Annotated in this window: 26 protein-coding genes; 7 read left to right on the top strand and 19 right to left on the bottom strand. The window is 60.0% G+C overall.

All coding sequences use genetic code 11. The features are described from left to right. Positions 1-15 precede the first annotated feature (15 nt). Positions 16-762, top strand: a complete 747-nt coding sequence (gene ubiG, locus Q1A07_RS09320; protein ID WP_299780057.1) for a bifunctional 2-polyprenyl-6-hydroxyphenol methylase/3-demethylubiquinol 3-O-methyltransferase UbiG — start codon at positions 16-18, stop codon at positions 760-762. Here the strand turns inward: ubiG and Q1A07_RS09315 are convergent. From Q1A07_RS09315 to Q1A07_RS09300, 4 genes are read right to left on the bottom strand one after another with little or no spacing between them, the layout of a single operon-like run. Further along, complete coding sequence (locus Q1A07_RS09315; protein WP_299780056.1) at positions 759-1,202, bottom strand: MarR family winged helix-turn-helix transcriptional regulator; 444 nt, start codon at positions 1,200-1,202, stop codon at positions 759-761. The genes ubiG and Q1A07_RS09315 overlap by 4 nt on opposite strands. Beyond that, positions 1,202-2,032, bottom strand: coding sequence for a carbon-nitrogen hydrolase family protein (locus Q1A07_RS09310; RefSeq protein WP_299780055.1), 831 nt, complete (start codon positions 2,030-2,032; stop codon positions 1,202-1,204). Before Q1A07_RS09310 ends, Q1A07_RS09315 begins: the two co-directional genes overlap by 1 nt. After that, complete coding sequence (grxC, locus tag Q1A07_RS09305; protein WP_299780054.1) at positions 2,029-2,286, bottom strand: glutaredoxin 3; 258 nt, start codon at positions 2,284-2,286, stop codon at positions 2,029-2,031. The genes Q1A07_RS09310 and grxC overlap by 4 nt, the downstream gene beginning before the upstream one ends. 39 nt (positions 2,287-2,325) lie before the next feature. Beyond that, the gene (locus Q1A07_RS09300; RefSeq protein ID WP_299780053.1) at positions 2,326-3,057 is read right to left on the bottom strand and encodes a ComF family protein; all 732 of its coding nucleotides are present in this window, start codon (positions 3,055-3,057) and stop codon (positions 2,326-2,328) included. Positions 3,058-3,072: 15 nt separating this feature from the next. Between Q1A07_RS09300 and Q1A07_RS09295 the strand changes: the two genes are divergently transcribed. Then, positions 3,073-3,885, top strand: a complete 813-nt coding sequence (locus Q1A07_RS09295; protein ID WP_299780052.1) for a methyltransferase domain-containing protein — start codon at positions 3,073-3,075, stop codon at positions 3,883-3,885. A 55-nt stretch (positions 3,886-3,940) separates the two neighbouring features. Next, positions 3,941-5,011 carry a ferrochelatase gene (hemH, locus tag Q1A07_RS09290; protein WP_299780051.1) on the top strand — a complete coding sequence of 357 codons (1,071 nt, stop codon included), beginning with the start codon at positions 3,941-3,943 and terminating at the stop codon, positions 5,009-5,011. A gap of 80 nt (positions 5,012-5,091) precedes the next feature. Here the strand turns inward: hemH and Q1A07_RS09285 are convergent, their stop codons facing one another. Both Q1A07_RS09285 and Q1A07_RS09280 read right to left on the bottom strand, forming a co-directional pair. Continuing rightward, positions 5,092-5,268 carry a hypothetical protein gene (locus Q1A07_RS09285; RefSeq protein ID WP_299780050.1) on the bottom strand — a complete coding sequence of 59 codons (177 nt, stop codon included), beginning with the start codon at positions 5,266-5,268 and terminating at the stop codon, positions 5,092-5,094. Positions 5,269-5,408: 140 nt separating this feature from the next. Further along, on the bottom strand, positions 5,409-6,020 hold the full coding sequence (locus Q1A07_RS09280; protein ID WP_299780049.1) for a L,D-transpeptidase: 612 nt from the start codon (positions 6,018-6,020) through the stop codon (positions 5,409-5,411). Between the two features lie 165 nt (positions 6,021-6,185). On the opposite strand from Q1A07_RS09280, the gene Q1A07_RS09275 reads away from it, so the two are divergent. After that, positions 6,186-6,713 carry a CAP domain-containing protein gene (locus tag Q1A07_RS09275; protein WP_299780048.1) on the top strand — a complete coding sequence of 176 codons (528 nt, stop codon included), beginning with the start codon at positions 6,186-6,188 and terminating at the stop codon, positions 6,711-6,713. A 3-nt stretch (positions 6,714-6,716) separates the two neighbouring features. On the opposite strand, the gene Q1A07_RS09270 is transcribed toward Q1A07_RS09275, so the two are convergent. The 8 genes from Q1A07_RS09270 to Q1A07_RS09235 form a co-directional block, all read right to left on the bottom strand. Beyond that, positions 6,717-7,217 carry a L,D-transpeptidase family protein gene (locus Q1A07_RS09270; protein WP_299780047.1) on the bottom strand — a complete coding sequence of 167 codons (501 nt, stop codon included), beginning with the start codon at positions 7,215-7,217 and terminating at the stop codon, positions 6,717-6,719. Positions 7,218-7,303: 86 nt separating this feature from the next. Continuing rightward, positions 7,304-8,083, bottom strand: a complete 780-nt coding sequence (locus tag Q1A07_RS09265) for an ion transporter (protein ID WP_299780046.1) — start codon at positions 8,081-8,083, stop codon at positions 7,304-7,306. A 17-nt stretch (positions 8,084-8,100) separates the two neighbouring features. After that, a complete protein-coding gene (locus Q1A07_RS09260; protein WP_299780044.1) occupies positions 8,101-9,330 on the bottom strand; it encodes a class I SAM-dependent RNA methyltransferase in 1,230 nt (409 codons plus the stop codon). 40 nt (positions 9,331-9,370) lie between these two features. Further along, positions 9,371-11,203 (bottom strand): ABC transporter ATP-binding protein, encoded by a 1,833-nt coding sequence (locus Q1A07_RS09255; protein ID WP_299780042.1) that lies wholly within the window; start codon positions 11,201-11,203, stop codon positions 9,371-9,373. Continuing rightward, a complete protein-coding gene (locus Q1A07_RS09250) occupies positions 11,200-13,038 on the bottom strand; it encodes an ABC transporter ATP-binding protein (RefSeq protein ID WP_299780040.1) in 1,839 nt (612 codons plus the stop codon). Before Q1A07_RS09250 ends, Q1A07_RS09255 begins: the two co-directional genes overlap by 4 nt. A 165-nt stretch (positions 13,039-13,203) precedes the next feature. Continuing rightward, on the bottom strand, positions 13,204-14,376 hold the full coding sequence (locus tag Q1A07_RS09245; RefSeq protein WP_299780038.1) for a CCA tRNA nucleotidyltransferase: 1,173 nt from the start codon (positions 14,374-14,376) through the stop codon (positions 13,204-13,206). Then, the gene (locus Q1A07_RS09240) at positions 14,352-14,948 is read right to left on the bottom strand and encodes a CoA pyrophosphatase (protein ID WP_299780036.1); all 597 of its coding nucleotides are present in this window, start codon (positions 14,946-14,948) and stop codon (positions 14,352-14,354) included. Before Q1A07_RS09240 ends, Q1A07_RS09245 begins: the two co-directional genes overlap by 25 nt. Then, the gene (locus Q1A07_RS09235) at positions 14,938-15,927 is read right to left on the bottom strand and encodes an Hsp33 family molecular chaperone HslO (protein ID WP_299780034.1); all 990 of its coding nucleotides are present in this window, start codon (positions 15,925-15,927) and stop codon (positions 14,938-14,940) included. Before Q1A07_RS09235 ends, Q1A07_RS09240 begins: the two co-directional genes overlap by 11 nt. 81 nt (positions 15,928-16,008) lie before the next feature. Here Q1A07_RS09235 and Q1A07_RS09230 point away from each other — a divergent pair, with 81 nt between their 5' ends. Further along, positions 16,009-16,446 (top strand): NUDIX hydrolase, encoded by a 438-nt coding sequence (locus Q1A07_RS09230; protein WP_299780032.1) that lies wholly within the window; start codon positions 16,009-16,011, stop codon positions 16,444-16,446. Here Q1A07_RS09230 and Q1A07_RS09225 read toward each other — a convergent pair. Next, positions 16,434-17,714 carry a SpoIIE family protein phosphatase gene (locus Q1A07_RS09225; RefSeq protein ID WP_299780030.1) on the bottom strand — a complete coding sequence of 427 codons (1,281 nt, stop codon included), beginning with the start codon at positions 17,712-17,714 and terminating at the stop codon, positions 16,434-16,436. The two genes, Q1A07_RS09230 and Q1A07_RS09225, sit on opposite strands and share 13 nt — an antisense overlap. Positions 17,715-17,866: 152 nt before the next feature. On the opposite strand from Q1A07_RS09225, the gene Q1A07_RS09220 reads away from it, so the two are divergent. Then, on the top strand, positions 17,867-18,199 hold the full coding sequence (locus Q1A07_RS09220; RefSeq protein ID WP_299780028.1) for an Hpt domain-containing protein: 333 nt from the start codon (positions 17,867-17,869) through the stop codon (positions 18,197-18,199). On the opposite strand, the gene Q1A07_RS09215 is transcribed toward Q1A07_RS09220, so the two are convergent. Next, on the bottom strand, positions 18,196-19,008 hold the full coding sequence (locus tag Q1A07_RS09215; RefSeq protein ID WP_299780026.1) for an SDR family oxidoreductase: 813 nt from the start codon (positions 19,006-19,008) through the stop codon (positions 18,196-18,198). The genes Q1A07_RS09220 and Q1A07_RS09215 overlap by 4 nt on opposite strands. Positions 19,009-19,017: 9 nt before the next feature. Further along, on the bottom strand, positions 19,018-20,253 hold the full coding sequence (ilvA, locus tag Q1A07_RS09210) for a threonine ammonia-lyase IlvA (RefSeq protein ID WP_299780024.1): 1,236 nt from the start codon (positions 20,251-20,253) through the stop codon (positions 19,018-19,020). 133 nt (positions 20,254-20,386) lie between these two features. Between ilvA and Q1A07_RS09205 the strand changes: the two genes are divergently transcribed. After that, the gene (locus Q1A07_RS09205) at positions 20,387-21,607 is read left to right on the top strand and encodes an argininosuccinate synthase (protein ID WP_299780022.1); all 1,221 of its coding nucleotides are present in this window, start codon (positions 20,387-20,389) and stop codon (positions 21,605-21,607) included. A 31-nt stretch (positions 21,608-21,638) separates the two neighbouring features. On the opposite strand, the gene Q1A07_RS09200 is transcribed toward Q1A07_RS09205, so the two are convergent. Together Q1A07_RS09200 and Q1A07_RS09195 are read right to left on the bottom strand one after the other, a co-directional pair. Beyond that, positions 21,639-21,830, bottom strand: a complete 192-nt coding sequence (locus Q1A07_RS09200) for a YegP family protein (protein ID WP_299780020.1) — start codon at positions 21,828-21,830, stop codon at positions 21,639-21,641. A gap of 257 nt (positions 21,831-22,087) precedes the next feature. Next, positions 22,088-22,783, bottom strand: coding sequence for an HAD family hydrolase (locus tag Q1A07_RS09195; RefSeq protein ID WP_299780018.1), 696 nt, complete (start codon positions 22,781-22,783; stop codon positions 22,088-22,090). Positions 22,784-22,960 lie beyond the last annotated feature (177 nt).

Raw genomic sequence — 22,960 nt, 5'->3', positions numbered from 1 at the left:
CACATGGAGATCAGAATGCAAGCGCCTCAAACCACGGTTGACCCCTCCGAGATTGCTAAATTCGAGGCGATGGCGGCGGAGTGGTGGGACGAGAACGGCAAGTTCAAGCCGCTGCACATGCTGAACCCCTGCCGGCTCGACTATATCACCACTCAGATCGCCGCCGAATTCGACCGTGATTTAAAGGCGCCAGCGCCGTTCAAGGGTCTGCGCATTCTGGATATCGGCTGCGGCGGCGGGCTGCTGGCGGAACCCATGGCGCGTCTGGGCGCGGATGTTGTCGGGGCTGATGCCGCCGAACGTAACATCCCGGTTGCGAAAATCCACGCGGAACAATCCGGGCTGGTGATCGACTATCGTCACACCACAGCCGAGGATATGGCCGAGGCGGGCGAGCAATTCGACGCGGTCCTCAACATGGAAGTGGTGGAGCACGTGGCCTCGCCCATCGACTACCTGATCGCCTGTCGCACACTGCTGAAACCCGGTGGGCTGCACATCTGCTCCACCCTGAACCGGAACCCGAAATCCTACATGATGGCGATCATCGGCGCGGAGCATGTGATGCGCTGGCTGCCCAAAGGCACGCATGAATGGTCGAAATTCATCACGCCGGATGAACTTTATGACCTGATGCGGCAGGCGGGCCTCGATCCGGTGGATCGCAAAGGGTTCGTCTTCAACCCGCTCACCTGGTCCTGGCGGCTGTCGGACCGGGATCTGAGCGTGAACTACGTGACCGCCAGCCTGAAACCGGCCTAGGTGTCTTCGCCCAGCTGACGGCGCATTTCACGCAGGATCGGCAGCGCTTCGCGCACCTGGGCATCGCCCAGCTTTTCGACCACCTGATTGATCAGCGGCGTGATTGATCCCACCGCATGGTCGCGCGCCTGCCGTCCCGCCGGGCTGATCGCGACCATCTTGCGCCGGGCGTCGTCCCAATCGGGCCGAATATGCACGTAACCGGCCCACTCCAGCTTACTCAATGTATTTGTCATGGCCCCGCGGGTGACATGAAATGTCTCTGCCAGCTGCGCCGGCGTGCGTTCGTCCATCGTACGTGCCAGATGGTTGAGCACCGAAAAGTGAGAGATTTCCATGCCCTTCGGCAACACCTTGCTCAGGCGCGCGCGCACCATCTGGTCCGCTGCGAGCACTTCGCTAAAGAGCGCAATCGCCAAGGCATTTCTGTCTTCGTTCATCAGGGTCCATCAAAGGGTCGCGCATTCTCAAGGCTGGGCACGCGGGCCCGAGCCTTGGCCACTTCTCCCATATCGAGGTCCGTGATGTAAACGCCCGGCGCCTCTCCTGCGTCCATTTGGACCTCACCCCAAGGGGTTACGACCAGCGAATGCCCGTAGGTGCGACGTGTTTTATGGCCCGCGCTGGCGTGCAAACCTGTCTGCGCCGGAGCGAGGACAAAGCACCCGGTTTCGATGGCGCGCGCCCGCAACAATGCGTGCCAATGCGCGGCACCGGTCACAGGTGAAAAAGCGGCGGGGACCGTCAGAACCTGCGCACCTGCATTCGCAAGTGCGGCGTGCAGTTTGGGAAATCGCAGATCGTAGCAGATGCTTAGACCGACGGGGCCAAAGGCAGTATTCGCGACAACAGCCTGCGTCCCGGGACGATACCCCTCGGATTCGCGCCATGTTTCCTCGGGTGTGACATCCACGTCGAACATATGGATTTTATCGTAACGCGCGACGATCTCGCCACCGGGGTTGATCATGAACGATCGATTGGCAAAGCGACCGTCCGCATCGGTTGTCTTCAGACCCAGAGAGCCGATCAACAGCCAGAGACCCAAGGCCTTTGCCTCTTTGCGCAGGGCTGCCAACGTGATGTCATCCGCCTCAAGCTGCAGCACATCCTTCTGGTGCGCGCGACTGGTAGAGACGCAATTCGTGACTTCGGGCGTCAGGATGAATTCCGCCCCCTCCGCAGCCGCCTGTCGCAGATACCCGAGCGTGCCCTCCAGGTTCGCCACGGGATCGTCAGAGACATTCAGCTGCAGTAGGGCGGTTCTCATGCCGCCAGAAGCGTGTCGAGTTTCCCGGCCCGTTCGAGCGCGTAGAGATCATCGCAACCGCCCACATGGGTTTCACCGACGAAAATCTGCGGCACGGTGCGCCCACCATTCGCGCGCTGGATCATCTCCGGCTTGCGGTCCGGGTTCGCCCAGACATCGACCTCGGCGAAGTCGATGCCTTTCTGTTTCAGCAGGCGTTTGGCCGCATGGCAAAAGCCACAGAGCGGCGAAGTGTAAATTTCAACGGTTTGCATCCTAGTCTTTCCTCATTGCGCGAAGCGTTGGTGAGGAACTTAGGCATCCTTGACCACGCGTGCCAGTGTTACGACGTATACCGGCCCTGACCCTGCTGCAAGGCAGGCATCCGCAGCCGCCGAAAGCGTCGCCCCGGAGGTGAACACATCATCAACGATCAGCACCGGACGCGATACCAGCCGGTGCCTGCGCCGTGGATGCACCGAGATCGCACCCTTGACGGATGAGAACCGTACTTCCCGCGTCATACCTTCCATCGGCAGCGTACGTTTTTGCCGCTGCAAAAGGTCCGGACAAACGGGTAATCCTACATTTTTTGCAAGGGCTTGGGCCAAAAGTGCAGACTGGTTGTAGCGTCGCTTGATCATCCGCGTCCAATGCAGCGGCACGGGGGCGATGATCATATTGTCCTTGGGCAAATCCGCCATTGCCTGCGCCATCCACTGTGCCGCAGGCTTTGCGATCTCCTGCCGGTCGCCGTGCTTCAGGCCCAGCACCAGCCGCCTGCCGTTATCCTTGTAGATCAACGCTGACCGACCCTGTTTCCAGGGGCGCGGCGTGCGCATGCAGTCATCACATTTAAGTGTATCCGAATGATCCTCCCCCGGCAGCGGCGTCCCGCAGCAATCACAAATCGAACCGCCGATAAAAAGGGTATCGCGCCAACAGGTCCCGCAAAGACCAAAGTCGCTCAGCACCTTGCCGCCACAGCCCAGGCACCGTGGCGGATAGATCATCGAGACCGCTGTTTGAAAACTCAGTTCCGCCACCCTATTGTCCCCTTCATGACTGGCCCTAAAACCCTGACCGACATCCCTGCGTTGCAGCGACACCGTGCGCGCGCCGACGCGCTCTTTCTGCAAGAGGCCGCGGCGGACGAAGTGCAGGATCGCCTCATGATGGTTAACAGGTCGTTTACAACGCCCGCTGTTGTGACGCCTTTCCCGCAAGTCTGGATGCCACGACTGCCGAATGCGGAGATCTGCGCAGACAGTGATCGACTGGATTTATCCGAAGCCGCCCACGATCTGGTCATCCACGCGATGGGGCTGCATTGGGCAAACGACCCGGTGGGCCAGCTGATCCAATGCCGTCGCGCGCTGAAACCGGATGGCATGTTGATCGTGGCAAGCCTGGGCGGGCAAACACTTGAGCAATTGCGCAGCTGTCTTGGTCAGGCGGAAATCGCGCTGACCGGCGGGCTGTCACCACGCATCGCACCCATGGGGGAAATCCGCGATCTGGGGGCCTTGCTGCAGCGCGCAGGCCTCGCCCTGCCCGTGGCAGATAGTCTCACCCTGACGGTGGAATACCGCGACGCCTGGCACCTGATGCGGGATCTGCGGGCGATGGGGGAAAGCAACGTGCTGCACGACCGGCACCGTACACCGACGCGCCGGGCGCTTTTTGAAGAGACGTCGCGGCTCTATACTGCGCATTACGCCACGGGTGAGGGTCGTATCCCGGCCACGTTCGAAATGGTGTTCCTGACCGGATGGGCCCCGGATGAAAGCCAGCAAAAACCGCTGCGCCCCGGCTCCGCCCGCCAGCGTCTGGCGGATGCTCTGGCAGTACCTGAAACCCCCCTGCGCGATTGACGCCCGCGTAAAACTGTCTATCTGAGGCGCATACGTGCTGCACAAGGACCATATCATGCTGGACAGCCGCGCCTCCGCGCCCGTGACCGTGCGCCCGGCACATGCCAAAGACGACCATCCCGAGGTCGCAACACCCAAGGTGGGCATTCTGCTTGCGAATCTCGGCACGCCGGACAATTACGATTATTGGTCGATGCGCCGCTATCTGAACGAATTCCTGTCCGACCGCCGGGTGATCGACTACAGCCCGTGGATCTGGCAACCGCTTTTGCAGTTGATCATCCTGTCGAAACGTCCGTTTTCCAGCGGCGCCGCCTATAAATCCATCTGGAACGAGGCAGAGGGTGAAAGCCCGTTGATGACCATCACCAAGGCGCAAGCCGCCAAGATCACCGCCGAAATGCACAAGCGCCACGGTGACGAAGTGATGGTGGATTTCTGCATGCGCTACGGCAACCCGTCGACCCGGTCAAAGGTGGCCGCCATGACTGCGGCGGGATGTCGGAAAATCCTGTTTTTCCCGCTCTATCCGCACTACGCGGGGGCCACGTCGGCCACGGCAAACGACGAATTCTTTCGCGCGCTGACCTATGAAAAGTGGCAGCCGGTGACCCGCACCGTGGAGCCCTATTTCGACCGAACCGACTACATCGAAGCGCTGGCGCAATCGATTGAGCGGGCCTATGGCCACATGGAAAAGAGGCCCGATATCCTGGTCTGTTCCTATCACGGGGTGCCCATCCGCTATCTGATGGAGGGTGACCCCTACCACTGCCAATGCCAGAAGACGACACGGCTTCTCAAGGAACGTCTTGGCTGGAAAGACACTGAAATCACAACGACATTCCAGTCGAAGTTCGGCCCCGAAGAGTGGCTGCAGCCCTACACCGTCGAAGAGGTCGCGCGTCTGGCGGAAGCGGGCAAGAAGAATATCGCAGTCTGTGCTCCTGCATTTTCAGCTGACTGCATCGAGACGCTCGAAGAGATCAATGAAGAGATCAAGGAGAGCTTTGAGGAAGCGGGGGGCGAAACCTTCACCTATATTCCCTGCCTCAACGATGACCGGGCCCATATCGAAGCTCTGTCGAATGTGATCGATGACAATCTCAAGGGATGGATCGACTGACGTCGTCACATCACCTTTTAAACGTAAAAAAGGCGGTGCAAAACACACCGCCTTTTTAAACTGCAGTACTGAATTTCCGATTAGGAAATGGCAGCAGCAACAATGATCAGAAGCAGGATCGGCAGAAGAACGCCGGAAGACGAGCTTTCTGCTTCTTGAACCACAACTGGTGCTTCAACGACTGGCTCTGCAAGCGAACCTGCGTATGCTGTCGATGCGGCGGCTGTCAGAGCAGCGGCGAGAACGAGTTTTTTCATATCATAACCTCCAGAATCGGCGAGCCACGCAAAGCGATAGCACGCACCCAAGACTTACCTCGTGATTGTTGGTAAAGCATCATAACGTGATGTTTGCAAACTGGATTCCCCCGCCGCCCAACAGATCAAGGTTAATGTCGTCAAATTAGCAACACTTGCGTACCGACCTTGGTCAGCCCGAAAAGCTCGGCGATATGCTCGTTGTAAAGACCGATGCAGCCGTTCGAGGATTGCCGCCCGATTTTGCGTGTATCGTGCGTTCCGTGGATACGGTAATAGGTCCAGCTGAGGTAAAGTGCGTGTGTTCCCATCGGGTTATCGGGACCGGGGCCAATGTACTCCGGCCATTCCGGATTGCGCTTCAGCATGGATGGTGTCGGCCGCCAGCTGGGGCCCTCGACTTTGCGCACGATTTTCGTGCGCCCGCGCCGCGTTAACTCCTCGGTCAGCGGGACACTTGACGGATACAGCTTGTAGAAGCTTTCATCTTCGGCCCAGTAATGCAGGGCGCGACTATCGATATCCACCAATACGGCACCGTTTTTCAGGTTGGAGAAATAGGGGCGCCAGTCCAGTGTGCGAAAGCTGGAAATATTCCGGCGCACAACCTCGCTCAGATCGCGCTCGCCCTGCGTGGTCGCAGCTGAATTCACGGAAGAGGCGTCCTGCGCAATCGCAGGCGTGGCCAACATGGCTGCGCTGCCAGCCAGGAAGGACCGGCGGCTTGGGGATTTGAAACGTTTAACAGACATCGGATGCCTCCATATGCACGAAAGACAAGAAATTCCGCGCAGTTTATTGCGCGAAAGTCGCAGTCGCAAATCAAACACTTGTCATCTGAACTTCATGCCCTGATGTGCGTTTGAATTACAACGCATTGCAAGATATGCGGTAAAGCAACGCTTAAGGAGTGCAAAATGATCCGCCTGATTTCGATTTTTCTCGTGCTGGGGTTAACATTGGCGGCCTGCGCGCCCGGGCCGGTCGTCACCGGTGGCGCGGATGCACCCCAACTTTACCGAATCGGTCGCGGGGATACGGGCAAAATCCAATTTCGCATGTTGGACTCCGTGAACGCGCTGCGCAGCGCCTCGGGGCAGACCCCCCTCGAACTTGATCCCAAGCTGAATGCGGCCGCCGCGACCCATTCCCGCGACATGTCCATCCAAAATCGTCCATGGCATTTTGGCTCTGATGGATCCTCGCCAATTGATCGGGTGCAGCGCGTGGGATACCCCGGCGTTCTCATCGGCGAGAACATCTCAGAGACATATGAATCCGAACTGGAAACACTGGCGGCCTGGATGGAAAAGCCAGATACGCGCCGCGTGATCCTGTCGCCGGATGCGACCCAGATGGGGTTTTCGTGGTTTCAGGAAAACAATGGCAAAATCTGGTGGACGCTGGTCACCGGCAGTACGATTCCCGGTGCCGGCCCGGTCTGATCGTCAGGCGTTCAGAGAGATCAGCGTGTTATCACGCACCATCGCATAAATCTCTTCCATCTCATCGTTGGTGACGGAGATACATCCCCAGGTCCAATCCTTGTCGTCTCGCCTGAACGGGTTTTTCTGACCGTGGATAAAGATGTCACCCCCCGGAGATTTCCCCATGGCCTTGGCCAGGGCGACATCATTTACATTCGGGTAAGAGATCCCCAATGACAGGTGAAACTGAGAGTTCGGATTGCGGCGATCAATGCGGTAGACACCTTCCGGTGTTTTGCCGTCGCCTTCGACCTGCTTGTGACCAATCGGTGCAAATCCCAGATTGATATCATAGCTTTTCAGCAGCGCATCGTGATGCAAAAGATGCATCCGACGCTGGCCTTTGTTGACCACGACATATGTGACCTCCGGCCCATCATACCGGCGAAACTTTGAACTGCCTGCACAGCCCCCCAACGCCACCGCGGCGGCCGTTGTGATCATCAAATCTCTGCGACGCATTTTCTGCTGTCCCGTTTGTCTTTTCGACATTCTGCTCTTGTGGCACGGTTATCATGGAAAATCGGTTAAACCACCTCACAAATTTGTCAGGTGTCCGATTTTTTCGCCAGTTGTTTTTCGATTGCAATCAAACGGGTGAGCACTTCGTCACGGTAGGCATCGGTCACCGCGCCCGCCTCTTCCTGATGCGCGTCCTGCATGGAGTTCACGATCAGACCCACGAGCAGGTTCACCACGGCGAAGGTCGTGATCATGATGAAGGGCACGAAAAACACCCATGCGTAGGGGTAGACTTCCATGACCGGGCGCACGATTCCCATGGACCAGCTTTCCAACGTCATGATCTGGAACAGGGTATACCCGCTTAGCGCCAGCGAGCCGAACCAGTCGGGGAAACTGGCGGCAAAGAGCTTGGTCGCGATCACCGCACCGATGTAGAAAATGATCGCCATCAGCACGAAGACGCTCGCCATGCCCGGCAGCGCAGTGACAAACCCCTCGACCACGCGGCGCAGGCGCGGCGCCACCGAGATGACCCGCAGCACCCGCAAAATCCGCAGGGCGCGCAGCACCGACATGGTTTGTGAGCCCGGAATCAGCGCCGCGGTGACAATGGCAAAATCAAAGAGGTTCCAGCCGCTTTTGAAAAACCGTTTCCCCCGCGCGAAAATCTTCAACAGCAGTTCCGCGATGAAAAACCCCAGACAGACCGTATCCAGCGCAACGATCAACGTGCCCGCCTGCGCCATCAGGGTCGGTGACGTTTCCATCCCCAGCAGAATCGCGTTGAAAATGATCACCCCCATCACAAGGTTGATCACCCAGGTCTGATCCAGCCAGACATCCAGTTTTTCGCGCACCGTCATCGATCTCTCCTCAAGAGCTATCCGCGCATATGGGGGGCGGTGAAGCTGGCGGCAAGCTCTACATGGGCCGACCAGCGGAATTGATCGACCACTTGTACCCAATCAAGTGTAAAGCCCGCGTTTACCAAAACCTGGGCGTCGCGGGCGAAACTCACCGGGTTGCAGGAAACATAGGCAATGCGGGGTGTCGTTGTCTTTGCCAACTCAGCCACCTGCGCCTCGGCCCCTGCGCGTGGCGGGTCCAGCACGATCGCCTGCGCCTTGCGCATCTCATCCGGCAAGAGCGGCCGCCGGAACAGGTCGCGGGCCTCGGACGTGACGGTTTTCAACCCATCCGCCTTGCGCCATCCCTGATCCAGCGCCGCAATCATCTCGGGCGCGCCTTCAACGGCGTGAACCTCGGCGGTCCGCGCCAGAGGCAAGGCGAAAGTCCCGCATCCTGCAAAGAGATCAATGATCCGCGTGGCGCCCTCGGTGATCTCCCGCACGGCGGCCAGCAGCGCCGCCTCTCCATGGGCCGTGGCCTGCAAAAAGGCACCGGGTGGCGGCGTGATGTCGATACCGTCCAGCGCATGGACCGGCGGGGTGCGCATGGCGACAACCTCATCCGCCCACGTCAGACGCGCCAGCCCCATCTGGTCGCAGATCGCTGCGAGGTGCTGACGCAAGGGTCCGTCCAGCGGTTTGCCATTGCTGACCGCCACATCGAGGCCGGTTTTGGTTGTCGTGACCATGACGGAAAGTGGCGTTTTGCGGCTCGCCCCCGCGGTGGCCAGCGTTTCCGCCACCTGCATCCCGTTCAGCACCTCCGGTGCCACCAGTTTACAATCCGGAATGGCCACAATGGTATCCGACGCCCGCCCATGGAACCCGGCCAAGGCCCCCTTCTTGGTGCGGCGCGCGGCAAAGCCGGCGCGTCTGCGGGATTGAGCGGGCGACGTCTGGATCGGCCTTAAAACAGTCTCTAACCCTTGGGCTTCCAGCGCACGCCGCACCACATCGACCTTCCACGCGGCGACAAAATCATCATCCGCATGCTGCAGCTGGCAGCCACCACAGGATTTGAAATGGCGGCAAGGAGGGGCGACCCGACGGTCAGATGGGGTCAGGACCTTCACATCCTGCAGGGCAGACCCGTGCACCTGCCCCGTGATAGTCTCCCCCGGCAGGGTCAGCGGCGCAAAGAGGGGGCCGTTAGCCACGCCATCTCCCTCAACGCCCAGATGCTTGATTACGAATTCCGTCATGCCGCCTGCCTTACGGCAGGATCGACCGGCGCAAAAGCCCCTATTCCGCCGCTTGCGTCCGGATGAACCCACCCGACTGCCGGTCCCAATACTGCGCGTAGAGCCCACCCTTGGCCAGCAATTCCTCGTGGCTGCCATTCTCGACGATCTGCCCGTCATCCATGACGATGATCCGGTCCATTTCCGTGAGCGTCGACAGGCGGTGCGCGATGGCCAGAACCGTCTTGCCGTCCATCACCCGCTCAAGTGCGGTCTGAATCGCGGCCTCAACCTCGCTGTCCAGCGCGCTTGTCGCTTCGTCCAGCACCAGAATGGGTGCGTCTTTGAGAATGGCGCGCGCCAGGGCAATCCGTTGCCGCTGACCGCCTGAAAGCTTCACGCCCCGCTCGCCCAGATGCGCCTCGTAGCCGGTACGCCCCCGGTGATCGACCAGCCCCAGGATGAATTCATGCGCTTCGGCCTTCTTCGCCGCCGCGATCACCGCGTCCTCACCCGCGTCAGGCCGCCCGTAGATAATGTTATCGAGCGCGGATCGATTAAACATGGCCGTTTCCTGTGTGACCATCCCGATGTTGCGGCGCAGGCTTTCCTGCGTGACGCCGGTGACGTCCTGCCCATCGATCTCGATGGCACCCTCTTCGGCATCGTAGAGCCGCAAGAGCAGCGCCACCAACGTCGATTTACCCACACCGGAGGCGCCAACGATCCCCAGCTTTTCGCCGGGCTTAATGGTCAGATTGATGTCCCGCACGCCGCCGGTGTCCCGCCCGTAGGCAAAGCCGATATCGCGCAGCACGATCTGCCCGTCAGGCACCCGTAAGGCGCTGGCATTGGGGTCATCCTCGACACGATTGCGCGGGGTTAGCGTGCGAATGCCGTCTTCGATCTCGCCGATGTTGGAGTAGATCGCCATCAGCGTGAAACTGACCCAACCGGTCATCTGCGCGATGCGGATGGCCACTGCACCTGCCGCCACGATATCCCCCTGGCTCGCCTGCCCCGATTGCCAGAGCAGGATCGTGCCCCCCAGCAGGAGCACGGGCAGCAACCCGGCCAGCGTCATCAGCGAAAACCGGAACCCTGCGGCGAGGTATCCGAATTCCAAAGCCCGCGCGCGAAAGGTCTGCATCGCGCCAAGGGCGGCGCGGTCTTCGTGATCCGCATGGGCAAAAAGCTTGACCGTCTTGATGTTGGTGATCGTGTCCACCACCTGACCCGAGACCATCGCCCGGGCCCCTGCGCGACCAGCGGAGCGTTTGCGGACGCGTGGCAGGAACCAGTTGATCATGGCGAAGTAAAGCACCAGCCAGACGGCAAACCCCAGCGCGACCCGCAGATCAATCGCCAACAGCAACAGCACCGAGCCGGCCAGCGAGGCCAGCGCAAAGGCGACGACGTTGATCGCCTCCGACACCACATCCGTCACAGCGCGTGCTGCCTGCATCTGCTTCTGCGCGATCCGGCCTGCGAAATCATCGTCGAAAAACCCAACCGTCTGCCCCAGCGTCCAGCGATGCAGCCGCGACAGGACCAGCGGGTTCACATTGGGCTGCACGATGATCGCATTGGCCGAGGCCGAGAGACCAAAGAATATCGGCCGTGCCACCATGAAAAACGCCACCGCCGCAACGATCATCCCGATGTTCCGACCGTCAAAAAACGCCTCTGGCCCAGCGCTCGCCGTGGCATCAATGACAAGGCCCAGGATCAACGCGGTGCCCGCCTCCATCGCCCCGGCGGCGGCAGACAGGAAGGCGGCGAGCCAGAGCGCAGGCCAGGACCCGCTCAGGCACCACCGCATGAAGGCGCCAAGCGTCTGTGGCGGTGGGCCTTCCGCAGGCCGGAAGGCATCAATCCAGTCTGATATCTTCACGACGCCTCCTCAATGGCCAGAAATCCGCCCGACTGCCGGGCCCAGAAGTCTGCATATAGTCCGCCTTGGGCCAAAAGCGCGTCATGGCTGCCATCTTCGACAATGCGCCCCTGATCCAGCACCAGAATCCGGTCCATCTGGGCAATGGTCGACAGGCGGTGCGCAATCGCGATCACGGTTTTGCCCTTCATCATGCCATAGAGCGTATCCTGAATAGCCGCCTCCACTTCACTGTCGAGCGCGCTTGTCGCCTCATCCAGCAGCAGGATCGGCGCGTTTTTCAGAATGACCCGCGCCAGCGTGACCCGCTGCCGCTGACCGCCCGACAGTTTTACGCCGCGCTCGCCCACCTGCGCATCATAGCCCCGGCGGCCCTGCGGGTCCTCCAGATCGAGAATGAATTCATGCGCCTGCGCCTGCCGGGCGGCGGCAAACATATCCTCTTCGGTTGCATCCACGCGTCCGTAGAGGATATTGTCCCGGACCGAGCGATGCAGAAGCGAGCTGTCCTGTTGCACCATGCCAATCGCCAGACGCAGTGTATCCTGCTGAACCCTGGTGATGTCCTGACCATCGATCAGGATTTGCCCTCGCTCAGGGTCATAGAACCGCAGCAGCAGCTTCACCAGCGTCGATTTCCCGGCACCGGACCGGCCCACGAGGCCGATTTTCTCGCCCCGCCGGATGGTCAGATCGATGCCGTCCAACCCGCCGGACTCGCGCCCGTAGTGGTGCGACAACCCTTTGACCTCGATGGTGCCATCGGTCAGTTTCAGCGGCGTCGCGTGCTTATCATCGGTCAGGGTCACGGGCTGCGCGATGGTCTCCATGCCCTCGGCAACCACGCCCAGCTCGCGAAAGAACGTGGTTAGCGCCCACATGATCCAGCCCGTCATGGCGTTCAGCCGCAGGGTCAGCGCCGTGGCCGCCGCAACAACGCCCACGCTCGCCGTCCCCTGCATCCACAGCAGGATGGCCCAGCCTACAACGCCCACGATCAGCACACCGTTAAGCAGCACCAGCGACACATCCATGAGGGTGAAAATCCGCATCTCGACCTGGAAAGTCCTGCGCGTCTCCTCGATGGCCTCCTTGGCGTAGTCCAGCTCCTGTTCGTGATGCGCGAACATCTTCACCGAATGGATGTTGGTATAGGCATCGACCACGCGCCCGGTCACCACCGACCGCGCATTGGACGCCGCCTGCGACGCGGGGCCAACGCGTTTGATAGTCCAGCGCAGCAACAGCCCGTAGAGCAAAAACCACCCCAGCAGGGGGATCAACAGCCGCGGGTCGGAGGTGGACAACAGGATCGCGGCGCCCAGCAGATAGGCCAGCGAAAAGGAGATCGCGTCGAAGACCTGAAAGACAACCTCACCGGCGGCGGGCGGCGTCTGCATGATCCGGTTGGCGATCCGCCCGGCAAAATCGTTCTCGAACCAGCCCACCGATTGCCGCAGCACCTGCCGATGCGCCCGCCATCGGATCATCGTGCCGAAGTTCGGCAGAATGGCATTGTTCAGCAGCAAGACATCCAGCGCCTGCAGCAACGGCCGCGCGGTCAGGATGAATATCGCCACGAGAATCAGCTCGGTACCATAGGTGTCCCAGACGGTTTCGGGCTCCCCTTCCAGCACATCAACCACGCGGCCCATGTAGAAGATCAGGCTGATCTCGATCGCGGCCACAATGACCGACATGATGCCTGCCCAGACAAAGACCTTTCTGAAAGGCCGGGCGTATTGCAGCATGAACGGCCACAGCGTCTGCGGCGGCGTATTTGTCTCTGTATAAGGGCAATAGGGGTCTACAAGACGTTCAAAGAAACGGAACATGGTGGGGGCCTTCGTCGGAAATTTCGAAATGATCGGGCGCTGCGGTGCAGGCCTTCAGGAGCGTGGTTATGACAAAGTCAGGTGAACCAAATCCCGCGATACATTTCGTATTCCTCCGTTTCGATGATTTGTATGTACAAAAGATGTGGCGACTTGTCGACCACTTCATTCCGGTGTCATCAATTCTTCACGTGTGAGCTTGAAACCGGAGGCGATCCAGCGCCGTTCGAGCGCGTCCAGATGCATCCCCAGCGCCTTACCGGTGAAGGCTGGCATAAGGTCCTGCGCACGCACGGGAAACCGGGCCTTGGCCGCTGCTTTCAAGGGTTCAAGGGCCTGTACGTCTGCGGGTTGATTGGACAACGCCGCACGCAGAATGACCACGGATGCAGCGATGTCGTACCCCTGCCGGTAGGCGATTTCAGGCGCTGGCGTCATCTCGCCCATGGCAGCTTTCAGGGCCATCAACACTTTGGCATCCTTGCTGCTGAGCCGCAGCCGGTCCCACACATCGGAACCGCCCAGAGCCGCGAGGCGCAGACGCCAGTCAGGGTGGCGGTTCAACCGTTCTTCCAGATGCACAACCGGCCCCAGCAGGGTTGGATCACCCCCCGGCAGCACACGCACCAGAACACCGGATTGATGCATCACGGCGACAGCAGGCACCGGATTTGGTGCAGCCAGCAGCTTGCGCATCTCCATGCCCACGCGTTCTGCCGACAACCTCTCCAACCCATCGGTGTTGGAGGCAATCGCATCCAAAGCCTCGGGGTCGAACCCGTTTTCGGGGTCTGCATACCAGGCATGAAACCGAAAGAACCGCAACACCCGCAAATAGTCTTCGCGAATGCGGTCCTGCGCGTTTTCGATAAAGCGAATACGCCGCGCCAGACAATCCGGCAGCCCGCCCAGCGGATCGATGATTCGACCCTCCGGCGTGGCATAAAGAGCGTTGAGCGTGAAATCCCGCCTCCGCGCGTCTTGTGCGATGTCCGTTGAAAAGGCAACCGTGGCGCGGCGCCCATCCGTGTCTACATCCTGCCGAAAGGTGGTGACCTCAAAGCCTGTGCCCTGCGCCACGACAGTGACCGTACCGTGATCTATCCCGGTGGGCACGGTTTTCAGGCCCGCAGTCTCGGCACGCCGCATCACTTCCTGCGGTGTCAGCGGCGTGGCCATGTCCACGTCCGACCCATTGAGCCCGAGCACCGCATCGCGCACGCAGCCGCCGACCATGAAAACCTCTTTCCCGCCCAGCGCATCACAGACGGCACGCACCGCCGGGTCGGTCAGCCAGGGGGTGTCCGCGGGGATTATTGCGAAATCTGGTCGGTCCATGCCCGCAACATACGCGCAGTTGCGCCCCAGATGTAATAGGGGCCGTAAGGCACCGCGAAATACGACCGCTGCTGCCCCCGCCAGCGCCGCGATTGGATCACGTAATTCGCCTCTGTCATCACATGGGTCAGCGGGACGGAGAAGACCTCCTCCACCTCGCCCCGCTCCGGCACAATCTCGAAGGGATCGGTCACAAGGCCGATGACCGGTGTGACAATGAACCCCGTCACCGTTTCATGCGCGGGCAGGGTGCCAAGCACCTGGACATTGCCCGACGGCAGACCGATTTCCTCATGCGCTTCACGCAGCGCGGCGGCGGTGACATCCGCATCGCCCTCATCCTGCTTGCCGCCCGGAAAGGCGATCTGACCCGGGTGATGTTTCAGCGCGGAGGAGCGTTTGGTCAGCAGCAGGTGCAGCCCGTCGTCCTGTGCCACGATGGGTGCCAGAACACCCGCCGGACGCAATTTGCGCCCGGCGGGCAGAACCGTCTCCGGGTTCAGGTCAAAATCAGACGACGGGCGGCCGGGACGGCCCAGCGCCGCGCGCAATGTCTCCAGATCAGGCTTCATCGCCACTTTTTTCGGCTTCGAACCCAACCGACAAAGGGTCGAGATCGTAATGCGCGCCGCAAAACTGGCAGTCCGCCGTGACGCGCCCCTGATCCGTCGTCATCTTTTCGATATCCCGTGCCGAATAAATCGACAGGCTCTGACGCACGCGATCTTCCGAGCAGGTGCACCCGAACCGGACGGTTTGCGCATCAAAGACCCGCGGCTGTTCCTCGTGAAAGAGGCGCAGCAACAGATCATTCGGTGCCAGCGTCGGACCGATCAGCTCAATCTCTTCAACCGTGTCGAGCAGGATGTTCGCGCGGTTCCAGTTCTCCGCCTCATCGTCCTGAACCAGATCTGCCGCGGTGAGCGTTTCACCGTTGCCATCGCCCTCCGCCACGAAGGGCGATGCCTTGGGCATATGCTGCAGCATGACGCCCCCCGCGCGCCAGTGCTCGGCCACACCGGGTTCGGTCGACTTCCCGAAGCTCAGCGAGAAGCGTGTCGGCAATTGCTCTGATTGCGCAAAATACGTCTCTGCACAGGCCGCGAGCGACCCGCCTTCCAGCGGCGTGATCCCCTGATAGGGGGCCATGCCTTGGCCCTGATCGATCATGATCGCAAAATACCCTTCGCCGACCTGATCGAACGGGGCCGCATCGGTCAACCGGTCCGCGTCATAGCTGGCGTAGGCCCTGATCCGCGCGGGTTCGCCCTCGGCCTCCGGGCCGTAGTAGTCCGTGGCAATCATGCGCACAGCCCCCTTGGACTGAACCTGCAGCTGCATTTTCCAGCGCAGTTTGATCGTCTGTCCGATCAAGGCAGTCAGCAACGCCATCTCGGCCACCAAGGCTTCGACCTGCGGCGGATAATCATGCTGTTTCAGGATACCATTCAACGCCCCGTCCAGCCGCGCAACACGGCCGCGGATGTCGCTGGCATCAAGTTGGAAAGGCAGGACCGTATCGTCCCACGCGATCTGGTGTCCGAGTGTCATTGGGGTTTCCTTATCGCCAAAGGGTCGGCATACCGGCTCCATATAACCGTCTTGGGTCCGTTGAAAAGAGGGCAAGCCAGAATGATAAGACGTGTCGGCCATGCACCCCGCGCAGACCAGAGATATGTTTTGCGGCCCGGCGCCTATGCTATTTTGCCCTTGGATCGCGCTGTTTTACTGACCGCCCAATTGGGAGAGACCGTGGACATCCAACTGCCCGGCGGCGGGATCGATCCCGGTGAAAGCCCGGTGCAGGCGCTGCACCGCGAGGTCATGGAAGAGACCGGCTGGCGCATCGCAAACCCTCGAAAACTGGGCGCGTTTCGCCGGTTTGTCTACATGCCCGAATACGACATGATGGCTGAAAAGGTCTGTCATATCTATGTCGCGCGTCCGGTGCTCTGCAGGGCAGCGCCGTCGGAGCCGGACCACGAAACATTAGTTTTGTCCCCACCGGATGCGGTGGACGCTTTGGGGAACGATGGGGACCGTCTGTTTCTTGCGCGCTATTTTTCCTGACTTTGTCCAGTAAATTCAAAGAGAACACCTGAGACATCGTCCGGGAACTCCGACAGACCGGAGATCTCTGTCAGCGACGCGACCAGCGAGTCGAAGAGGTCGGGGCCTCTGACCTCGCGCAGCCCGTCCAGGATTTCCTCCAGCCCCTCCTCACCGATCAGGGCGCCGCAGCCGTCTGGACATTCCGTTATCCCGTCCGAGAAGATCATCAGCCTGTCACCGGGGTGCAGCTGCATCTCGAACTTCGAAAACGTCACACCGGACATCAGACCGACCGGAAAGCCGCCCGTACCGTCCTGCTCCATCGTGCCGTCCACGCGTTGAATGACCGGGTGCGGGTGGCCTGCCTGCCCGAGCACCACCTTGCCGGTCTTCAGATCGACATCGGCCAACATCAAAGTGAAGTAGTGTTCGGTTTCCATTTCATCGAGAACAAGCTCGTTCAGCGTCTCAATCGCCTCGTCCGGCGGTCGCGACCTGTACCCGTCCTCCGTTTTCTCCAGCGCGATGTTCTGGTCCAGCGCACTGGCCGACAAATACCCCGCCAGTCGGGCCGTCATCAGCGCGGAACTGATCCCGTGGCCGGATACATCGATGGAATAGAGGCCAAGGTGACCGGGCGCGGCAGGGTAAAACCCGACCAGATCGCCCCCCACATGACCGCTGGAACGCAGCAGAAGCGACAAATCCCCACCCTCGAAGGTTTTGAATCGTTCCCGCACCAGCGACTGTTGAAGCTGTTTTGCCTCGATCAGATCACTGTCGAGAGAATCATACAGACGCTGCAATTCGTCCAGCGTGTCGGTAATGACGCGGTTCTTCAACGTCAGTTCCCGCTGCATCTCCAGAATGCGGGTCCCGGCGGTCATGCGCGCGCGCAGTTCATGGCCATCCACCGGTTTGGTCAGAAAATCATCGGCGCCCGCGTCCAATCCTTCGGCCACGTCATTTTTTTCACTCTTCGAGGTCAGCAGGATGAAATAGCCGTAGTGTTCGCCCGACATCTCGCGGAAGGCTTTGCAGAACTCGATCCCGGACATCCCGGGCATCATCCAGTCACTCAACACCAGATCCGGCGCGCGGATTTTGCAGGCTGCCAAGGCGGCCTCGCCCGAATCCGCCTCCACCACCCGGTATCCCCAGCGTTTGAGCGAGCTGGACAGGATTTTACGCTGCAACCGGCTGTCATCGACGACCAGAACGAGTCTGGGGCCGTCCGAATGATCAGACAGCTTGTCAGTCTCCGGAATGAGTAATTTGTCCGCCATTCAATGCTCGAAACTAGAGTGCACGCTGTTTACGCCACGAAAGCTTAAGGTGTGATGAAGCCTAAAGTTTGCTCTAAAACCAGGCGCCCGCACACCAACTGTTAGTCCTTTTTGGCGACACTGGCGGTTCACATTGGTCGGAGAATGCGGTCATGATCGACTGGGACAGAGTGGCAACGCTGAAAGAAGAGGTTGGTGCGGAAGACTTCGAGGAGGTGGTTGAGCTCTTCCTGGACGAGGTGGATGCAGCCATTGACGCGCTTGCCGCACAAAAGCAGCATGACGATCTGGAGGACAAGCTCCACTTCCTGAAAGGCAGCGCGCTCAGCCTCGGATTCCGGTCGTTTTCTGATCTGTGCCACGCGGGGGAAAGCGCTGCGGCGCAATCAGCAACCCCAATGGTCGATCTCGACGAAATCCTGCAATGCTACGCCCAGTCGCGGCAATCCTTCCTCACCGATCTGCAGACCAAGGTTGCCAGTTAATCCAACCGGTAAAGCTCTGCTTGGTGAGCGTCGCCCAATTCAGACACCGATTTCTGCTGCAGGCGGCGCATACCGTCGATCCAACGGTCGTGGTCCTGCGCCCGCCGCTGCGCATGTTGCGCCACCTCTGCATGGGGCAGGATCAGAAACTGGCCACCCTCGACACCGGCAATAATCGATTGCGCCACTTCCTCGGCTGTCAACAGGGCGGGGCGCGCATCTGCGTCCGGGGCGGTCATGCCAATCAGCGGGGTCGCCACATATTGCGGGCACACCACCGACACGCCGATACCCTGCGCCCCGTGGCTGATGGCCAGAGACTCCGCAAAACTGACCGCGGCATGTTTCGTGGCAGAATAGGCGGCATCCCCGATCTGGTTCAGCAGACCGGCAGCTGAGGACACATTCACAAAATACCCCGCCCCCCGCGCCAACATATCCGGCAGCAGGCATCGCGCCGCGTAGACATGTGCCATGACATGCACCATCCAGTTTTGCATCCAGACGTCATCAGAAGCGGAAGCGGCATGCCCGCTCTGGCCCGCGAAAATACCTGCGTTAGAGACAAAAACATCAATCCGGCCCAGCGCCGTGGTCGCATCGTGAACGCAAGCCTCGATCTCCGCTTCGGCGGTCACGTCGCAGACTAGCCCGAGACAGCCCATCTCCTCCGCTGCATTCATGACGGTCGCCGCATCCCGATCCGCAATGGCGACCCGTGCGCCTTTTTCCTGAACAGCACGTGCCAGCGCCGCGCCGATCCCGCTGGCGCCCCCGGTGATGACAACCGTTTTGCCGTCAAACTCCATTATCGCCCCTCAAATGACGAATTGCGCCAATGTTTCGTCGTTGGTGATGTCGGTGTAGGTAAAGCCTGCCGTATCCAGCTCCGCCAGAAACCGGTTGAAATTTTCCGGACGGGTGGTCTCAATCCCGATCAGAACCGAGCCAAAGTTCCGCGCGGATTTCTTGAGATATTCAAACCGGGCGATATCGTCGTCGGGTCCGAGAATGGACAGGAATTCCTTGAGCGCGCCAGGCCGTTGCGGCATGCGCAGGATGAAATACTTCTTTATCCCCGAATAGCGCTGCGCCCGCTCCTTCACCTCGGGCAGACGTTCAAAATCGAAATTCCCGCCAGAGGCCACGCAGACAACTGTCTTGCCCCTGATTTGCTCCGCGACGACCGACAGGGCTTCGATGGCCAGCGCGCCGGCGGGTTCCAGCACGATCCCTTCGACGTTCAGCATCTCGACAATCGTGGTGCAAATCCTGTCTTCGGACAGGTGAATGACGTCCACCGGGTCAACCCCGCGCAACCGCGCAAAGGTGCGCGCGCCCAGTTTGGCAACCGCCGCCCCATCCACAAAGCTGTTGATCGGGGAGACATCGACCGGTTGGCCTTCGCGCAGCGCAAACCCAAGACTTTGCGCACCTGTGGGCTCGACAAAGGTATAGGCACAAGTCTCGCCAAAGAAACTGCGCACACCGGCCGAGAGACCGCCACCGCCCACCGGCAGGATGATCCGATCCGGCGCGCGGCCCAATTGCGTCTCTATCTCGACGGCTACCGAGGCCTGCCCTTCGATCACATCCTCATCGTCAAAGGGCGACAGGAAATGCGCGCCTTCCTTTGCGCAAAACGCTTGTGCTTCGCTGAGCGTCTGGTCGAAATAGTCTCCAACAAGGCGAATTTCCACGTGATCGCCGCCGAACATCCGCGTTTTCTGAACCTTTTGCTGCGGAGTCGTGACCGGCATGAAAATCACCCCGCGCACGCCGAAATGACGACACATGAAGGCCACACCCTGCGCGTGATTGCCCGCGCTGGCACAGACAAAAAGCGACTGCGCCGGGATCACCTTGCGCATCGCGTTGAAGGCGCCGCGCAGCTTGTAGGACCGCACCGGGCTGAGGTCTTCGCGCTTGAGCCAGATATCGGCACCATAGCGATCCGACAGGTGGTCATTGCGCAACAAAGGCGTGGGCGGAAACACGGCGCGCATTTCACGCTCTGCCGCGCGCGCAGCCTGTGCAAATGCATCTGCCTTCATCCACCGGGTCCTTATATCTGCAGGGTCCCTGTTCAGTAGGCGCGCAGGCCGCGACGGTCAACGCGCATCGACCTTGCCGCCCCTGTCAAAACCCGATATCGCAGCCGGGATTTCGTGACGAAGGAAGATGCTCATGTCCGCGCCCAAAAAAGTCGTGCTCGCCTATTCCGGCGGTCTTGATACCTCGATCATCCTGAAATGGCTGCAAACCGAATACGGATGTGAAGTGGTGACTTTCACTGCCGATCTGGGCCAGGGCGAGGAATTGGAACCGGCGCGCAAGAAGGCAGAACAGATGGGCGCATCGGAGATCTACATCGAGGATGTGCGCGAGGAATTCGTGCGCGATTTCGTCTTTCCGATGTTCCGGGCCAACGCGGTCTACGAAGGGCTCTACCTGCTGGGCACCTCCATCGCGCGGCCCCTGATTTCCAAACGTCTGGTCGAGATTGCCGAGGAAACAGGCGCCGACGCGGTGGCACATGGAGCCACCGGCAAGGGCAACGACCAGGTCCGGTTTGAGCTGGCCGCCTATGCTCTCAACCCCGACATCAAGGTGATCGCGCCCTGGCGTGAATGGGACCTGTCGAGCCGCACCAAACTGCTGGATTTCGCCGAGAAAAACCAGATCCCCATCGCCAAGGACAAACGCGGCGAGGCCCCGTTCAGCGTCGACGCCAACCTGCTGCACACCTCCTCCGAGGGTAAAGTGCTGGAAGACCCGGCGGTGGACGCGCCCGACTACGTCTATCAGCGCACGGTTAACCCGGAAGATGCACCGGACACACCCGAATACATCGAAGTCGGGTTCGAGAAAGGCGACGCCGTCAGCATCGACGGCGTTGCCATGTCCCCCGCCACGATCCTGACCAAACTGAACGAGTTGGGCGGCAAGCATGGTTGCGGCCGTCTCGATCTGGTCGAGGGCCGTTTTGTCGGGATGAAATCCCGTGGCATCTATGAGACGCCCGGTGGGACACTGCTGCTGGAGGCCCACCGGGCCATTGAATCCATCACGCTTGACCGAGGGGCCATGCACCTCAAGGACGAGCTGATGCCGCGCTACGCAGAACTGATCTACAACGGCTTCTGGTTCTCGCCCGAGCGCACGATGCTGCAGGCAGCCATCGACGCCAGCCAGACCCATGTGACCGGCACTGTGCGACTGAAACTCTACAAAGGGCACGTGCGCACAGTGGGCCGCTGGTCAGATCACAGCCTTTACTCCGAAGCGCATGTGACGTTCGAAGATGATGCCGGTGCCTACGACCAAAAAGACGCCGCCGGGTTCATCCAGTTGAACGCGCTGCGCCTGAAGCTACTGGCCGCGCGGGATCGTCGGTTGAAAAAGTGATCGGGGAGATTTTGTGCACTCCCCGACCTTTCTAAGCAGATGTAGCCTGCTTGACCGGGGCGCTGGAAGATAACTTTACCAACTCAATTGCAGATATTGCGTCGGAGCGATTGTGATATCCTTCGCCCGAGTTCGCAATCTTGCGATTGTTTGCAGCATAGAGTGTCCAACGCCAATGATTGTTGACGTCTTTGTATAGATAATAAAACACGGCTTTCTCCATAATCCTGTCCAATGGAAGCCTCTGCCCCATCATTGGGGCAAAGGCAGTTTTCAGACGCTATCGACTTGACTGGAGACCTAGTTTCCACGAGAATCGTGGAGTGTGTAGAAGCACGGTGTCCATAGTGGCGCCTTAGACGCCGACGACGGGAATCGTCGGCGTCTAATGATTCCGTAACCACCAAACAGAGTCCAGAACTTTCTACATTTTGTTATCGGCTTCGCTAGAACTACAAAATGATGGTATGGTACATAACGCTACTTTAGCGCGCCAATATTCATCTTCTTGTAGTATGGAAATGCTGCTTCAAGAAGTTCAAGCAGATGGCCATTCAGTTCCGACAACGGCCCCTCCGCGCCCGCGAATCCGGTGCTCTGATGCACGGCGCCGTACCAATGCGCCGCCCAGATACCATCCTCAGCACGCGGCCCGGCAGACCAGCTGAGCATCGCGGGATCAAAGGGCAGATCAATCGCGTCACACAAGGCCCGCAGCATGTGTTCGGGGCGCGCACGGATATCCGTGCTGTCGATCACGACGCCACCCAATTTCTCATAGAGCGCATGTTGCTGGACAAAGCCGATGTCCTCCAGCGTTGGCGCTTCGCGTTTGGCTGCATAGCTGGCGATGACCCGCGCGGGATGGCGGATGAGGTGCACATTCACACAGTCCTGCGCCCAGTCGAGCGGAAACCCCTCCAGCATGTGATGCGGCATGTGTTTCATATAGAGATGCGGCGTTGGAAAGGGCGCGCTGCACAGGGCGGTCACCTCACCTGGATCGGTGGCCTGCGCTGCGAGGATCTCCTCGCGCATCGGATGGTCCGCACCGGACTGTGCGAGGTAGGCCGCGTAAAACGGCTCATCCATCACGGTGAAATCCGACCGCGCGCCAAAGCTGTACATCATCGCGGTTGAGAGATTCCGCGGCCCAGACCACATCGCAATCTTCATCAGCGCCTTGCCTTCACATGTTTTGTTTCAACCCGCGTGCCCGGCACGATGGGATGTTTCAGAACAGCGTAGAAACCACGCCCCGGAATGCCAAGTCCGTAAACTGTTTTCACCTGCCCGTGACATCGCAAGCTCGTGAATTGTTTGAACGATCTGGATTGGACAGATTGGTGCGCA

The organism is uncultured Roseobacter sp., from assembly GCF_947492555.1.
Classification (GTDB): domain Bacteria; phylum Pseudomonadota; class Alphaproteobacteria; order Rhodobacterales; family Rhodobacteraceae; genus Roseobacter.
This window is presented reverse-complemented; position numbering and strand designations above follow the sequence as displayed.